A 15909-nucleotide genomic window follows, 5' to 3' on the forward strand; every position below is an offset into this window, starting at 1 on the left:
TACTCTCCTTTCGTTAATAAATTTCCACTCCCTTTACTTACTTTTTCCCATACACGTTTTCCATAAATACGAGCTAAAAAAGAAGTCGTAATCGCAATCAAATCTTCTACAAGTTCTTGTTCATCGTTTATTTCTTTTTCTTCGACAATTTCTATTTTACCTTTATAATTTTTTATAAATTTTTATAATTTTTTTTGAAACTGTCGGAACCTCCTATCCAAAATGAGCGATGTTTTCAGTTTATCAAAATTACTGAATGTTTTAAATTTTAAAACATTTTAAAAAAACAAAATGAAAGGGCACTCCTATTCGAGTGCCCTTTCTAGCGCTTATTTCAGTTGTTGTTTGTTCATTGCGCTCATCATTTGATTGATTTTCTTTTGGGATGGTTTTTGCCCCATTTGCATCATCATCATTTTTAACATTTGTTCATTAATTGGTGGATTTTTTTGTAAATAGTTCATCATATATTTGCGTGCGATAAAAAATCCTAACGCTACGCCTGCCACTAGTGCTAATACGCCCACTAGAACAACTACCCAAATTGACATATATTTTCCTCCTTCATGTTGTCTACCTTACAGTGTACTAAAACCTTTTCAATAAGACAAGATTGTATTCGACATTTTTTATATATAAGTACGCACTTGTTTCAGAGGATTTAACCATCCGTACTGTTTACTCTCATAATCCATCGCAAGAAATGTCAATTCACATTTTCTAAGCACTTCAAAAATAGCCGTTTCCAACTCAATATTTTCAGAAGTATGCATCCGGATATACTGTGATTTAATACGCACTTCTCCGTATGCATTTTCATTAGACACCATGTGCATATACCCATTTCTTTCGTATTTCCCATATGTTCGCAGCGCTTGTTCCATTTTATGATGTAATTTCATTACTTGTAAGGGCAACGTTATATACTTCATTTGTTTAAACAACACTTTCTTTTCTGAAAGGGAACGAGACTGTGCAAAACGAGCAAACAAATCAAACAATAAAAACTCACGACCGAAATACGCCTTCGTAATATCTTCTCGAATTAAGTATAGTTCATACGTTCTCATATTTTCCCTCCCGCATTGGACAACTTTATTCCTTTTATTATATAGAAATAAATACGCAATGATTGTCTGACTGCGGAGAAAGAAAAAACTTTTTCTGTCGAATAAAGCGAAACTTCCATCAGTGAGGGTTTTTGTTCATCCCCCACTGATGGTTAGTTGAGCCAATCGGGCTTTTACGGGCAGTTATCCCCTACCTATCTTCTTCGCTTCTTTCTGAACCTTGAGGTGGGGGTCTTACTGCCCGTTAATGCGGGATAAAGCGAAACTTCCATCATCAGTGGGATTTTACTATCTCAAACTAACGGGATATCTTCTTTTACATAGAAAAATCCCTCCATGCTGGAGAGATTTTTCTAAAATCATTATAGCATTTCTTTTACTTTGCGAACAACGTTTTCTACAGTGAATCCGTATTCTGCCATAATCTTTTCACCAGGAGCAGAAGCACCGAATGTATCGATACCTAATACGTCTCCTTCAAGCCCAACGTAACGATGCCATCCGAAAGAAGCACCCATTTCAATCGCGAAACGTTTCGTTACTGCTTTTGGTAATACAGATTCTTTATATTCAGCTGATTGTGCTTCAAAGCGATCCATAGACGGCATGCTAACAACAGATGCATCAATACCATCTTTAGCTAATGCTGTTTGCGCTTCAATTGCTAAGCTTACTTCAGATCCAGCTGCAAGTAAGCTTACATCAGCAATGTCTTTCTTACTTGGAGAAATTACATATGCACCTTTAGCAACTTTTTCATACGTATCGTCTTTTGCACCTTCTAATGTTGGAAGATCTTGACGAGTTAAGATTAATGCAGTTGGTGTTTTTGTAGATTCTAATGCTAACTTCCAAGCTGCAACAGATTCGTTACCATCAGCAGGACGAAGAACATCTACATTTGGCATTGCACGAAGCGCTGCAAGCTGTTCGATTGGCTCATGCGTTGGTCCATCTTCTCCAACTGCGATACTATCATGTGTGAACACATATGTTACCGGCAGTTGCATTAATGCAGCAAGACGAATTGCTGGACGTAAGTAGTCAGAGAATACGAAGAACGTACCACCGTAAGTTTTTAAACCGCCATGAAGTGCGATACCGTTCATTGCTGCTCCCATTGCGAACTCACGTACACCGTACCAAATATTTTTACCGCTATAGTCTTCTCTTGTGAAGTCTTTTTCTTTGTTCATATATGTTTTGTTAGAACCAGCAAGGTCTGCAGATCCACCAAAGAATGATGGTACAGACTCAGCAATTGCATTAATAATTTGTCCTGAAGATGAACGAGTTGCTGTTTTTGAGCCGATTTCGTATGTTGGTAAGTTCTTATCCCAACCTTCTGGAAGAAGACCTTTCATTGCTGTTTGCAGTTCAGCTGCTAATTCTGGGTATGCTTTCGCATACTCATCAAGCATTGCGTTCCACTCAGTTTGTGCTGATTCACCAGCATCTTGTACTGTTTTACGGAAGTTTTCATATACTTCTTCTGGTACATGGAAGTCTTGCTCAAATGCCCAAGCATATGTTTCTTTTGTTAACTTCGTTTCTTCTACGCCAAGCGGAGAACCATGTGAAGCTGATTTTCCAGATTTGTTTGGTGAACCAAATCCGATTGTTGTTCTTACTTCGATTAATGTTGGACGTTTTTCGTCAGCTTTTGCTTCTTCAAGCGCTTTCGCAACTGCCTCGATATCGTTTCCATCTTCAACACGGATTACTTGCCAGCCGTATGCTTTATAACGATCTTCTACACTTTCAGAGAAAGAACGATTTAAATCTCCATCTAATGAAATATCATTAGAATCATATAGCACAACTAGACGACCTAATCCTAAATGAGCTGCTAATGAAGATGCTTCAGCAGAAACGCCTTCCATTAAGTCTCCGTCACCGCAAATTGCATATGTATTGTGATCAACAAGATTATACTCATCACGATTGTATTTCGCTGCTAAATGTCTTTCAGCCATCGCCATACCTACAGCTGTTGCAATACCTTGTCCAAGTGGACCTGTTGTTGCGTCTACACCTGGTGTGTGACCGAACTCAGGGTGACCTGGTGTTTTACTTCCCCATTGACGGAAATTCTTTAAATCATCCATTGTTACGTCATAACCAGCTAAATGCAGTAAGCTATATAGTAACATTGAACCATGACCTGCAGATAATACGAAACGATCACGGTTAAACCACGTTGGGTTTTTTGGATTATGTTTCATAAATTTCGTCCATAATGTATACGCCATTGGAGCTGCACCCATTGGCATTCCTGGATGACCAGAGTTTGATTTTTCAATCGCATCAATGGATAATGTGCGAATCGTGTTGATAGAAAGTTGTTCGATTGAATGTGTCATGCTATTCTTCCCTTCGCTTATATTAAAGTAAACGTTTTACACATTTATATGATATCTTTCCTTGCAAGATTATACAACATGTATCGACAAATATGTTGATGTTTTTTCGAATCTGTTCAAAAAACGTACTTATTTCCACAATGTATAGGGTTTCAATCTGCCATACTTTTTTCATTTTTCATTCCAAACCTTATCGTTTCTTCATTTCTTGTCATTGATCAATGATCCCTTACATTTCTTCATTATCTTTAAACATTTTGTCTAAAATGATACAAATATTTTTTCCAATTTAAATTCCAAAATGCAAAATATATCCTTTTTCACTTTTCACTTTATAAAATAACGTGACTAAAGATTGTAATTGCGCGCAAAGAATATCTCGATTGAAAGAGAGTTTTTCATATTCACCATTCGTATCATCTGTACCATAAGTCCATTGAAATGCCCCTGTAAGTTCAATCGTTTCAGGTGCTAATGAAAACAAATTAATTAGTGAACGAAATAAATTCACTGCTATATTTGCTCCTTCTTTCTCAATTTTAATGATGCCATGATAATGAAGACCAAATCCATTCTCTCTTCTAGAAGAGTTATAAGTTGGAATCCAACGTAAGAAATCTATTATATATAAAATAAACTCATCACTTAAAATGACGTATTCTTCAACAGCTGTACCATCTTTATAAGAAAACCCCCTATTATTCCAAGAAAAATCTTCAGAACTTAACTCTCCCTTTTCATATGAAACAAAGATAAATTCATGTTGCATTGCTATAACATTCCTCATCTCTTCTTATTATATAACACCTGCTTTCTTTTCTTATCGTTTCGAACGCAATATTTTATCTAGCAATTAATAACCGTAAAAAAGGTCCTATCCTCCATTTGGAGAATAAGACCTTTCACCTTATAAGTGTACAATTTACTTCTTATTACGATCAGCATACACAGCCATTGCAACCTGCATAAACTTCGCTAATCCTTCGCCGAACTGATCAATATTTTTTGCAAATCGGTCATCATCGACATACATTTGCCCTAGACCTTTAAAAGCATCCAATGAGTAATGGCCAAAGTTTTGTAAATAGTTATACCATTCTTGAATTGCTTCTTGAGCCTGTTCTGATTCAGGAGAATCATGACGAAGTGCTGCAAGCTTTCTATAAATCGCATTGTATTCTTCTTGTTTCTCTTTCGTCATGTTTGCTGCTGTTTTATTAGCCTTATCGACCGCTTCATTTCCCCATCTTTCACGTGCTTCTTGCTCATACGGATTTTGACTAAAATCAAAACCCTCAAATTTTTCTTTGTTTGTCATTTGAATTTCCCCTTTCGAGTGTTGAATCGTCTTATCAATTGTCGCAATCACTTTATCTAATCTAGAACGCTTCTCAAGCAACATTTTTCGATGTAAAACAAGCGCCTCTTTTCGATCAAATGAAGGATTATTGATAATTTCTTTAACTTTCTTTAAAGGGAAGCCGAGTTCTTTAAAAAATAGAATTTGTTGCAAAGTCTCCAGATTATCATCAGAATAAAGGCGATAACCAGATTCAGTCGTCTCCTCTGGGATTAATAACCCAATTTCATCATAATGATGCATTGTGCGTACACTAATACCGACTAAATCTGCTACTTCTTTCACTTTCATTGTCATTGTTTTGCCCTCCCTTAGTACATACAATAAAGTATAACGTAACGTGAGAGTCAACATGAAAAGAAAAAAATTTCTAAAGCGGCAGTTGCATATATGTTTAGTTCAAATGTAGATAATACATATGTAAACAAACTGTGCTATTACCTGCGAATGGATTATATAAAAGAAGGTTGATAACATTGAATCAAAACAGCATTGTAAATGTAGATATTTTATTAACGAGTGATATTCATGGTGCGGTTTACCCAATACACTATCAAAATAACAAAAAGGCAGAACTAGGACTAGCAAAGGTTGCAACATGCATTGCGCAGGAACGTGCCAAAAATGATCATGTACTCGTAATTGATAACGGTGATTTCATACAAGGAACTCCATTTACTTATTACTACGCCAAATATAGGCAGCATGAAGAAAATCCAATGTCGATTATTGCCAATCATATCGGTTATGATGCCGCGATTATTGGAAATCACGAGTTTAACTACGGAATGAACGTATTAAACAAAGCCGTTGCTCATGCAAATATGCCTTATCTAGCCGCTAATATTATGAATAAACAAACGAAGAAACCTTACTTTGGGAAGCCATATATAATTAAACATATACATCCAGATATAAAAATTGCTGTTTTAGGAGTAACAACGCATTACATTCCAAACTGGGAGCAGCCGCATCATATTAAAGACTTACTATTTGAAAACGCATTAGAAGCGACAAGGCAATGGGTAACCTATATTCGTGAACAGGAACAACCACATGTTTTAATCGTAGCCTACCACGGCGGTTTTGAATGTGATTTACAAACAGGAGAACCAACAGAGATTTTAACAGGGGAAAATCAAGGATATGCAATGTGTCAAAAAATTAATGGAATTGATATATTATTAACCGGGCATCAACATCGCTATATTGCTCATACAAAAGTAAATGGTGTAACAGTTTTACAAACTGGATCCAATGGCCGCTCATTAGGGAAAGTTCATGTCACTTTAATAAAGAAACAAAATCAATGGATGATGAAAGAATGTTATTCTGAACTACTGCCTATCGAAGGCATTCCAGCAGATAGGGCGGTACTTTCACTCGTATCAGTATATGAACAACAAACGCAAGAATGGTTAGATAAGCCAATCGGCACCATTGCCGGTGATATGTTGATTCACGGTGCGATGGAGACTCGCTTGCGAGATTGCGCCTTTATCGAATTTATAAATAAAGTACAGATGGATGTAACTGGAGTCACCATTTCTTGTACAAGTCTGTTTCATAATGAATCTTCCGGCTTTCCAAATGAAATTACAATGAGGGATATTGTTTCGAATTATATTTATCCAAATACATTAAAAGTTGTTCGTGTTACAGGAAAAGATATAAAAGAGGCACTTGAGTTAACTGCTGAATATTTCTCATTAGATCCAGATGGAAATATCATTGTAAACCCTGCATATATCGAACCAAAACCGCTGCATTATCATTACGATATGTGGGAAGGAATTTCATACATATTAAACATTTCAAAACCAGTTGGAGAAAGAGTTGTTTCCGTGCAATACGAAGGAGCTCCTCTTCACTCGGATCAAGAGTACGACGTTGTCATGAACAATTATCGGGCAAGCGGCGGTGGAAATTATGTTATGTTTCAAAATAAGCCCATTATAAAAGATATACAAATTGATATGTCTGAGCTCATTGCAAATTACATATTAGAACGAAAAACGATCGAAGCAACGACAAATCATAATTGGAAAGTTGTTAACTAACACATTTTTCTATCAAACTAAAAAAAGATGGGCTGCGCCCATCTTTTAATTTAATTTTGCTTGATCTTGTTTTTTTAATTCTTTTAACTTCTTCGGCGTAACATCCTTACCTTCTTCGTTAACGACTTTGATTGCTTTCAATTCGTTTAACATATTTTGACGAAAACCTTTTAAATATTGTTCACGGAGCGATTGGCGCTCACGTTGTTCTTCTTCTGTTAAACCTTCTGCTTTTGCTTTTTTCGCTAAGAAATTAATGCGTTCAATGAGTTCGTGACTTAGCATCTCGAATCCCCTTTCTACTAAAAACTGATTATTATCATACAATAGTTACTCTTGTTTATCAAGCGATTGCTTCGTATATTCCACATACCGGCGATGTACCGTCGCTTTTGAGACATCATGCCCAAAACCACGGAGCGTTGCTGCAATTTCTTCAAATGTTAACTCATTGCGGCGCAGACGAACAATCTCTTCAATAGGTACTTCCTTTTTCTCACGACCTGTGCTTAAATGTCGATTCTTTAAGTTTTTTTCAGGCCGAAAGCCATTTTCTACAGCTCGCTTCATTCCTCGTTTAATCTTTAAATTATGAATCTTTCTCTGGTATTCTTCTACTATACCAATAATATCAAGCACCATTGAATCAGAATCAGAAAGCTGTAATTCGCCATTATGTGCATGTGTATATACTTTTACCCCTTCTTTGTTCAAACAATGCATTAAAGCAATTTTCGCATTCCCTCTTCCAAGACGCGTTTCATCTTGAATAAGGAGCACATCAACATGTTCATCACGAATGACATCTAGCACTTCTAAAATCCCATCACGTTCGATACTATATCCGCTCGCCTTCTCCTCTACTACTCTTACAACATTCATTTTATACTGCTTAGCTAAATGCAATAACTCATCCTTTTGACGTGTTAACGATGTTTCCTGCGCTTCTTTTGTTGTGCTCACACGTGCATAAATAATCGCATTCATTTCATACCCTCTTCTCTATCTCACTTTTTACATCTAAGTGTAACATAATTCCAACTTTTGTTCGAACTTACGTTTGTAGAATGTTTTCTTGCATGTTATAATAAAAATAAGAAAATTTGTAGAAAACGAGGTGTAAAAAACATGGAGAAGTTAACGAAACGGCAACAAGACATTCTCGACTTCATTAAACAAAAAGTACAAGAAAAAGGTTATCCACCTTCCGTACGTGAAATCGGTCAAGCAGTCGGCCTTGCTTCTAGCTCTACTGTGCACGGACACTTATCTCGCTTAGAGGAAAAAGGATACATTCGCCGCGATCCAACAAAACCGAGAGCGATTGAAATTTTAGTAGACGACAGTATCCAAGCAGACGCGCAACCAGTCGTTCACGTACCAATTGTCGGAAAAGTTACAGCTGGCTTACCAATTACAGCAGTTGAAAGTGTAGAAGAACATTTTCCACTTCCAGCGAATCTCGTTTCAGGTTCAGATCAAGTATTTATGTTACGCATTTCCGGAGACAGTATGATTGAAGCAGGAATTTTTGACGGAGACTTAGTTGTTGTTCGCCAGCAGCAATCTGCATACAATGGTGAAATCGTTGTTGCTTTAACAGAAGATAATGAAGCTACAGTAAAACGTTTTTACAAAGAAAAAGATCATTTCCGCTTACAGCCAGAAAACTCTTCTTTAGAACCTATTATTTTGGATAACGTTTCTGTTATAGGAAAAGTAATTGGTGTATATCGTCATTTACATTAAAAAACAGACCAAATCTGGTCTGTTTTTTAATTCGCCTCGATTTTTACAGAGCCTGCTGCTGTTTCCCCGCTAATTTGCACCTTTCCGTTACCTATCGTAATTTCTTTATTTTCTTTTCCGAAAATCTTTACCTCTCCTGCATGAGAAGATCCTTTCACAACAGCATCTTTCGGCATTTCCTGCAACTGAATACTAACATCCCCTGCTGCCGAATCCGCCTCAATACTATACTCTGGATTATGCTGCGTTATCTCTACACTTCCTGCTGCCGCCTCTGCACGCACTTTCCCTTCTACTTTATAAAGAACAACCTTTCCCGCACTAGATGACGCTTTTACATTTCGCGCTTTCATTTCCTTCATTTCAACATCGCCCGCAGCTGAATGCGCGGATATATCTCCACTTTGAATATTTTGCACATGAATCGTTCCTGCTGCCGTCTCCGCTTCAATTTTATTGTATACGCGTTCAGGTACAACAACTGTTAAGCTCTCATCTTTCAAATCAAATGATGAAAAAGAAAAGTCAAATATATGTTTCTTTTTTGATTTTACTTCCACTTGTAGCACTTCACCGTTCTCATTTACGTTTAACTTTCGCTGTTCCTGATCGCCGCTATATCGAACTTCAAATAAATCAGTCTTACCTTTTTCAATCACAACATCTCCAACATCTGTGTCAACATTAATATTTTTTATTTGCTCATTTTTAAATTGTTTCTGCTCCAATTTTTTTGTTTCTGCTGACCCATTCGCAGTTTTCATAAAAAAGACTGATCTTGTAAAAAATAAACCGATTCCTCCAATCGCAATACAAATAATTGCTATCAGCACCATTTTTCTCATCTTATCTACTCTCCTTTAATTACTTTTAAATTCCAACTGGCGTACTTAACAAAAAGCGTTTTAAACCAAATCGTACAATAATACGCAGCAATCCCTAAAAGTAAACCAATACCGAAGAGTATAATAGCGACAAATACATCAGATAAAATAAAAATTTGGGCGAAAACAATTTTTGTTAACAGAAGTATTGGTGAGAAAACACATACAGCACTAACTATCCAAAGTGATAAAATAAGACTCCCAATTGCTATGAGTGGTCCTAGCACAACAACCAAGTTAAAAAAACTAAGTCCAATAATTGCTACAATTGCTCTCGCCATGTTAGAAGGAGTTGGATTATGCTTCACCAGCTCTATACGATGAGACACTAACGTTTCCTTTGCAATTGCTTTAGGTGAACCTAGCGCTTTTATAATTTCTTCCTCCGTTTTTCCCTCTTCTATTCCGAATTGAAAATGTTCCTCGTAATCATATAAAATGTCGTTTCGTTCTTCTTCTGGTAGTTTTCTAAGGTGTTCTGATAATTCTTGAAAAAATTTCTCTTTAGTCATTCTCTACACCTCTTCAATAATTTCTTGTACGCCTCTTGCAAAATCACGCCATTCTGTTACAAGAGTGTTAAGCTGCTCTGCACCTTGATTTGTTAACTGATAATACTTACGCGGAGGTCCTTCCGATGATTCTTTTAAATACGTCTGAAAGTACCCTTCTTTCGTTAAACGGCGTAACAAAGGATACACTGATCCTTCTGATATTAAAAATTTATTTGAAATTTGCTGAACTAATTCATAGCCATAGCAATCTCGTTTCTTTACAAGCGCAAGAACACAAAGCTCCAATACTCCTTTTTTAAATTGAACATTCAAAAGCAATCCTCCTCTCCATCCAGTACTATTCAATGCAAGGTACCTTATTAATTATAATATATCATTCAGTATTGAATATTACAAGGTACTGTTCCAATTTTTACAAATTAAAATAAAATTTCACTCATTAGATACTTTCTTCCTCCCTAACCAAACCACAATTATTGACATATAAAAGTTTTAAAGCGATTGTTATCTTTTTTAAGGAGGTATTTTAATGGTATACGATTTTTACCCAGCCCAAATAGCAGTTTCTTGTAAATATATTCCTTATTATAATATTCCACGCGACATTTCCTCTTTTAAAACTCCTTATCCGCTTGTTCACAATACATTTTATCCTTTACATTACGCGGAGACAGTTCCTATCTTACAAAAGAATCCGACAGTTAGAGGCTCATGGACTCCTTTTTCATGGGTAGAAAAATACGCATATGCGTTTGCAGGACCTTATAATAAGGCCGAAGTTGCACTCACATTCGATGATGGTCCAGATCTCATTTATACTCCTCAAGTATTAAATAAATTGAAAAAACATGGTGTAAAAGCGACATTTTTTTTATTAGGAGAAAATGCTGAAAGATATCCTGAAGTTGTAAAACGGATTGTTAACGAAGGACATATCGTAGGAAATCATACTTATAATCATCCTAATTTAATAAAAATAGATGACAAGCAATATCATGAGCAAATGTTAAAAACAGAAAAAATTTTACAAAACCTAACCGGATACGCGCCTAAATTCTTCCGTCCTCCTTATGGGATTATAAATGAAAATCAAATGAAATGGGCTACTGAACAGAACTTTATGATTATTCAGTGGAGTATAGATACATTAGATTGGAAAGGCTTAAATGCCAAGGAAATTACTAATAAAGTATTAGGGAATGCTTTTCCTGGAAGTATCCTCTTGCAGCACACTGCACCAGGGGGGAATTTACAAGGGTCCGTAGACGCTCTCGACCAATTCATTCCTAATCTTACCTCTAACGGAGCACGGTTCGTGACTCTCCCAAAAATGTTTAATACTTCAATACAAAGACAATAAAGTGAACCTTTCATCAGTGGTTTTTTTCATTTCCCACTGATGGAAAGCCCAAACAATCGTGTGCACGCCTGCAGTTATTGCTCAAACTTGAGATTAGGAGCTTACTGTTCATAAATTTGGGAGAAAAGGTCACCTTTCAATGTTCCCATTGATGAACTTGCGTGCGGAACATATCCCATTCAATTCCTTTCATTTTATAGAGAAGATTGTTTATGTCATTTTTTCAATTTATATTTATTTCGTTCCGTCATGACCTGCCACTCATACCTACTACCTCTAAACGCTAACTTCTACTTGATTTCCTAACAGCTTACTAAACATCCCTCTTTTTTCTTTTGCCAATTCGATAAAGGCTCCTTTTTGAACAATGTTTCCATTGTCTAGTACAATCACCTGATCAGCATCGCGTATCGTTGATAATCGGTGCGCAATAACGATAATCGTCATCTTTCCTTTTAATTTTTCTAGTGCAGCTTGAATTCTTGCTTCATTTTCCGTATCTAAGGCACTTGTCGCTTCATCTAGCACTAGAATCGAAGGCTTTCTTAAAATAGCCCGTGCTAGTACAAGCCGCTGTCGCTCTCCTCCAGAAAGCCTCACTCCCCGATCTCCAATAAGAGTATCAAGCCCTTGCGGTAGTCTTCGTACAAATTCAGCAGCCGCTGAAAATTCCAATGACTCCCACATTTGTTCTTCACTTGCATCCGGTTCAATCATTAGCAAATTTTCTCTTATACTTGCATGAAATAAAAATGGATCCTGCGGCACATAGCTAATTGACTTTCTTAAAGATAATAAACTATCGTTTGTAAGAGGTGTATCATCTATTAATACTTCTCCTTTTTCCGGCTGCATGAGTCCCATTAAAATATCGATTAGTGTGCTTTTTCCAGCGCCTGATCGTCCAACAATAGCAGTCATACACTTAGACGGGATTTGTAAATTGATATTTTCGAGTGCATATACGGATTCTTTCAGATTGTAGCGAAAATCAACGTTCCGGCATTCAATTCCTTTTTCTAGAGATATTGGTTTTACATGTTTATATTGTTGTTCTATATCTTGCAATTCCGCAAATTTGTTGCATTCTTCTTGTAATTCTATTAAAGCTTTAAATGCAGGAATACTTGCAGCGAGTTGCTCTAGGTTTGATTGAATGCTTGTAAATCGAGGCCATAATCTTGAAAAAATAAGAATAATTAATAATAATTGCTCTGATTGCGCATGAAAGAACGTTACAGATAAAAAAATAAAAAATGCAATGAAAACAGCCAAAGAAATTTTATAAAAAAGTTGGGAAGCAGCTCTCATTTCTGTGTATTCAATTTGTTCAAAAGTCATTTTTTGCGTTAACGAGCGAAACCAAGTTAACCGTGACTCTTCTAAAGTATTACTTTTTATATCTTTAATCCCATTAAAATGGTCTGTTATGCCCGCAAGATAATTTTGCGCTAACTCGGATGTTTTGCTCCCTAGAATTCTAGCTCTTTTAATGAAAATATGAGAAACGAATGAAAGGAACAAACCACAAAATAAGACAAATATAGTTATTTTAGGAGATAACCAGAAAGCAATGCCTACATGTACAATGGTAAAAACGATAGAAGCTAATAACTGTAAAACAAGGTTCATACCATAGCTAACACGTGCCAATTCTGAGGTTAACGCATTGATAAGATCAGTTTTCCTTTTTTTTATAAAAAAACTCCACTTCACTCGCAAAATAACACTATAAATGTCCCATCTTAACTGCCGAGTAAAACCTTGTTGAATTTTCACATCTCGCATGGTCAAATTTCTTTGTAAAATATTTTGACAAACAACCACTAATATATATATACCTAGAATGAAAGATAAACTAGTTGCTTTAGAAGTTTCCTGCAAAAGTTTAAAAATAGACGAAAGAGGAGAATCCCCTCCCTCCATATTGACGATTCCACTCATACTTATCATTGGAATTAATAATAGAAGCCCTATCCCTTCAAGTAAACTAACCAAAACCATTCCAATCAGATTCACATAAAGAATTCTCCCTGCAAAAGAATGCAATTGTTTCATAAAGTATAGAATATGCTTCATTTTTATCCCCCTATGTTAAAGCGTGTTTCCTTGTTTTCCTCCAGAGACATAAGAAAGGACGTAAAGGAAAATACAAAAAGTGAAGGGGTTTAGGGAGCGGTAACGTTTTAGCGTCAATAGGAAAAGGATAAAGGTAACTCATAATAAATAAAAACTTTTGCTGATTAGACATTAACGAAAACAAATAACGAGTGTGATATATCGTTACTTCTTCAGGAACAGAATCCGCATGTAAATTTACCATTTTCTTGAAATAAAATAATGTATCTTGTGCTAACTGTCTGGATTGTTTTTGGTTTGTCAGCCCCATCATTTCTTTACTGATTGTAGTATTTAATAACTGGGAAGCCAGAGTTAACGCTTGTCCCCCTATAGGAAGGTAATGATACTTCTTCAACAACCTATTAATTTGCGCCCAATCAAGACTTTGCCTTACAATTTGATTTATATCTACAAGCCAACGCAATCTAGACCAGCCGTGCCGTGCCCCATGGGTAACAAGAAATAAAAACAAGTCTTCACTTCCTAGCAAGTATATAGGGTAACTTGTTAGTGTGCTTTTTCGTTTCCGCTTCCATAGTTGCTCAAAGCTTGGTTCCTTCCCAGGACCAGGATTTAGTCTCCAGTGAATTTCAACTTTGATTTGTTTTTGAGGATGGAAAAATGTTATATGATGATGTCTCCACTTCCAGTCATTTAATATCGTTTGAATATAATCATCTTTCACATAACCTTGCTCTAAAAGAAGGGATTCCGCTTTTTCTAATTGATGAATTGGAATAATAATATCTAAATCACAGGATGTCCTTAAAGAAATATCTCCGTATAGATCATGAGCAAGTATCGGTCCTTTCAAAAAAAGAGTACGAATCTCATTTTCAGTAAATAGCTTACTTACTTGTTCCATTTCGGCACTTAAATGAAGCATTTGAAACGTATTTTTTTTAAATTGTTGATACAAAGTTTGAATAACGTATAGAGGGATCAAATTCTGATCTAGCTCTTTCATCTTCAAATAAATTAATGGATAAACGCGGTGATGCATTGCAAGTTTGAGAAACACACCCCAATCGATATTTGTAAACAATTCATTACTATTTGATAATACGGTATTACCATCCTGCATTTTTAACATTTCAAGCAGGAGTTGTAGTTCCTTAGGGATACATTCTACATGAAGGCTAAAATCATTATTATTCATTGTATCCTCCTTTAGTCGCTTGTTCACTTACCCTCTTTGCAAATATTCCGACAACAGTGAATTTTTCCATTCCTTCCGCCCCAGTAACATAAAAGGGGCCGCTACGTAACCATGCATGTGCAATCAATTTCCCGCTCTCATCTTTCGCAGTTCCTAAATAAAGAGTACTTTCAATTTGACGTTTTTCAAGCATTTTCATCCCGGCTATAGCTTTCACAAGACACTGACTTTCCCAAAAAGTATAGCGACTCATAATATGTATAGCTTGAGATATACGCTTTAATGTCTCCTTGTGTAACTCACCATGAGTAAAAGATGTTTCATTCATATGATCGCCTAAAGAAGGTGCTACTTTAGAAAAAGGTACACTTTTTAATATACGAGCCCAACCTAAAAGAATAAAAGCCTCTAAAAACAACAGTTTTGTATTCGTATTTAACGCTAAAAATATCCTTAACCTTTTCACAATATTCATGAGTCCCTTTCTAATAGTTCTAGTAAAAGATATGAAACTACGTATTGGACTGATTCTCAATATGAATCAAATTTTCTTGTAATAAACATTCTAAAAAGGAAAGAACCTGTTTTTCACAATCTGTTTGTTCTACATCATAATTGGATAATAGTATCGTAACCAATTGAGAAACCGTAATTGGTTCTTCAATACAATCCCATATTTCTCCTCCCATTTCCCCCAAGTTGTAATACTTTCCTTCTTGGACATTCAGCATTACTTTTTCTCCATCCATATCGCTTACAATGTTTCCTTTGCTTTGTACAATCTGGCAATCTAGCGAAATCATTTATATTCCTCCTTCAAAAAATATACACAAAAGTATTCATGTGTGGTCATTCATAGGAAATACAACCCTCTAAATCTCCACTTTAGTACACTTTTTCTTGCATTTACTCTTTTTAGGTGTTTCTCTTTTGTTTGGATATTAAATAGTAGCTTTAAAGATTGGCTTGTTTTTTGTTTTACATTCTTGTACTAACCCAACCCCAACGTGTAAACTACCATCGTCTATCCCCAACCTAATTTTATAATTTACATCTTCCACTGACTTATGAAGTTGAATTACCATTGGATATTTTGCAACAAGTTTTGCTCTTTTCTTCCTAATTAAGTACCATCCGTTGTTGACACTTGTAGGAGCTAATTTTCCTCCTTCTACACCCAGTACAAAACAATATTCTTTGTTTTTAGTCATCTCTGACCAGCCATCCTTTTGGAGAATTTCGCTTTTTGCCAATGACAGATGAGAGTT

General features: G+C 35.9%; 18 protein-coding genes. 3 read left to right on the forward strand and 15 right to left on the reverse strand.

Features of this window, described 5'->3' with window-relative positions; all coding sequences use genetic code 11:
- Positions 1-329 precede the first annotated feature (329 nt).
- From V7024_RS01065 to V7024_RS01085, 5 genes are all read right to left on the reverse strand, one after another.
- Positions 330-551: a YneF family protein gene (locus V7024_RS01065; RefSeq protein WP_098309636.1), complete on the reverse strand. Its 222-nt coding sequence runs from the start codon at positions 549-551 to the stop codon at positions 330-332.
- A 78-nt stretch (positions 552-629) separates the two neighbouring features.
- Positions 630-1070 (reverse strand): sporulation inhibitor of replication protein SirA, encoded by a 441-nt coding sequence (gene sirA, locus V7024_RS01070; RefSeq protein ID WP_335514469.1) that lies wholly within the window; start codon positions 1068-1070, stop codon positions 630-632.
- A gap of 362 nt (positions 1071-1432) precedes the next feature.
- Positions 1433-3433: a transketolase gene (tkt, locus tag V7024_RS01075; protein ID WP_335514471.1), complete on the reverse strand. Its 2001-nt coding sequence runs from the start codon at positions 3431-3433 to the stop codon at positions 1433-1435.
- Positions 3434-3722: 289 nt separating this feature from the next.
- On the reverse strand, positions 3723-4208 hold the full coding sequence (locus V7024_RS01080; RefSeq protein WP_335514513.1) for a coproporphyrinogen III oxidase: 486 nt from the start codon (positions 4206-4208) through the stop codon (positions 3723-3725).
- A 147-nt stretch (positions 4209-4355) separates the two neighbouring features.
- Positions 4356-5090 carry a MerR family transcriptional regulator gene (locus tag V7024_RS01085; RefSeq protein WP_335514474.1) on the reverse strand — a complete coding sequence of 245 codons (735 nt, stop codon included), beginning with the start codon at positions 5088-5090 and terminating at the stop codon, positions 4356-4358.
- A gap of 179 nt (positions 5091-5269) precedes the next feature.
- On the opposite strand from V7024_RS01085, the gene V7024_RS01090 reads away from it, so the two are divergent.
- The gene (locus V7024_RS01090) at positions 5270-6853 is read left to right on the forward strand and encodes a bifunctional metallophosphatase/5'-nucleotidase (RefSeq protein ID WP_335514477.1); all 1584 of its coding nucleotides are present in this window, start codon (positions 5270-5272) and stop codon (positions 6851-6853) included.
- Positions 6854-6898: 45 nt separating this feature from the next.
- Here the strand turns inward: V7024_RS01090 and V7024_RS01095 are convergent, their stop codons facing one another.
- Complete coding sequence (locus V7024_RS01095; protein WP_335514481.1) at positions 6899-7138, reverse strand: DUF896 domain-containing protein; 240 nt, start codon at positions 7136-7138, stop codon at positions 6899-6901.
- Positions 7139-7183: 45 nt separating this feature from the next.
- Positions 7184-7840, reverse strand: coding sequence for a YneB family resolvase-like protein (locus V7024_RS01100; RefSeq protein WP_335514484.1), 657 nt, complete (start codon positions 7838-7840; stop codon positions 7184-7186).
- A 141-nt stretch (positions 7841-7981) separates the two neighbouring features.
- On the opposite strand from V7024_RS01100, the gene lexA reads away from it, so the two are divergent.
- Complete coding sequence (lexA, locus tag V7024_RS01105) at positions 7982-8602, forward strand: transcriptional repressor LexA (protein ID WP_335514486.1); 621 nt, start codon at positions 7982-7984, stop codon at positions 8600-8602.
- A gap of 26 nt (positions 8603-8628) precedes the next feature.
- On the opposite strand, the gene V7024_RS01110 is transcribed toward lexA, so the two are convergent.
- Genes V7024_RS01110 through V7024_RS01120 form a run of 3 tightly spaced genes read right to left on the reverse strand, consistent with a single transcriptional unit; the run spans position 8629 to position 10313 of the window.
- Positions 8629-9447 (reverse strand): DUF4097 family beta strand repeat-containing protein, encoded by an 819-nt coding sequence (locus tag V7024_RS01110; RefSeq protein ID WP_335514488.1) that lies wholly within the window; start codon positions 9445-9447, stop codon positions 8629-8631.
- Between the two features lie 5 nt (positions 9448-9452).
- The gene (locus V7024_RS01115) at positions 9453-9998 is read right to left on the reverse strand and encodes an HAAS signaling domain-containing protein (protein ID WP_335514491.1); all 546 of its coding nucleotides are present in this window, start codon (positions 9996-9998) and stop codon (positions 9453-9455) included.
- 3 nt (positions 9999-10001) lie between these two features.
- Complete coding sequence (locus V7024_RS01120) at positions 10002-10313, reverse strand: PadR family transcriptional regulator (RefSeq protein ID WP_335514494.1); 312 nt, start codon at positions 10311-10313, stop codon at positions 10002-10004.
- 217 nt (positions 10314-10530) lie between these two features.
- Here V7024_RS01120 and V7024_RS01125 point away from each other — a divergent pair, with 217 nt between their 5' ends.
- Positions 10531-11361, forward strand: coding sequence for a peptidoglycan-N-acetylglucosamine deacetylase (locus tag V7024_RS01125; protein ID WP_335514496.1), 831 nt, complete (start codon positions 10531-10533; stop codon positions 11359-11361).
- A gap of 276 nt (positions 11362-11637) precedes the next feature.
- Here V7024_RS01125 and V7024_RS01130 read toward each other — a convergent pair whose 3' ends face one another.
- The 5 genes from V7024_RS01130 to V7024_RS01150 form a co-directional block, all read right to left on the reverse strand.
- Complete coding sequence (locus V7024_RS01130) at positions 11638-13440, reverse strand: ABC transporter ATP-binding protein (RefSeq protein ID WP_335514499.1); 1803 nt, start codon at positions 13438-13440, stop codon at positions 11638-11640.
- Between the two features lie 10 nt (positions 13441-13450).
- Positions 13451-14641: a nucleotidyltransferase domain-containing protein gene (locus V7024_RS01135; RefSeq protein ID WP_335514502.1), complete on the reverse strand. Its 1191-nt coding sequence runs from the start codon at positions 14639-14641 to the stop codon at positions 13451-13453.
- A complete protein-coding gene (locus V7024_RS01140; RefSeq protein ID WP_335514505.1) occupies positions 14634-15116 on the reverse strand; it encodes a lasso peptide biosynthesis B2 protein in 483 nt (160 codons plus the stop codon). Before V7024_RS01140 ends, V7024_RS01135 begins: the two co-directional genes overlap by 8 nt.
- A gap of 37 nt (positions 15117-15153) precedes the next feature.
- Positions 15154-15444: a lasso peptide biosynthesis PqqD family chaperone gene (locus V7024_RS01145; protein WP_335514507.1), complete on the reverse strand. Its 291-nt coding sequence runs from the start codon at positions 15442-15444 to the stop codon at positions 15154-15156.
- Positions 15445-15582: 138 nt separating this feature from the next.
- On the reverse strand, positions 15583-15909 hold a 327-nt coding region (locus tag V7024_RS01150), incomplete at its 5' end, for an RRXRR domain-containing protein (protein WP_335514510.1).

Origin of the sequence: Bacillus sp. JJ864 (genome assembly GCF_036963045.1) — a bacterium.
In the GTDB taxonomy this organism is placed as follows: Bacteria; Bacillota; Bacilli; order Bacillales; family Bacillaceae_G; genus Bacillus_A; species Bacillus_A pseudomycoides_C.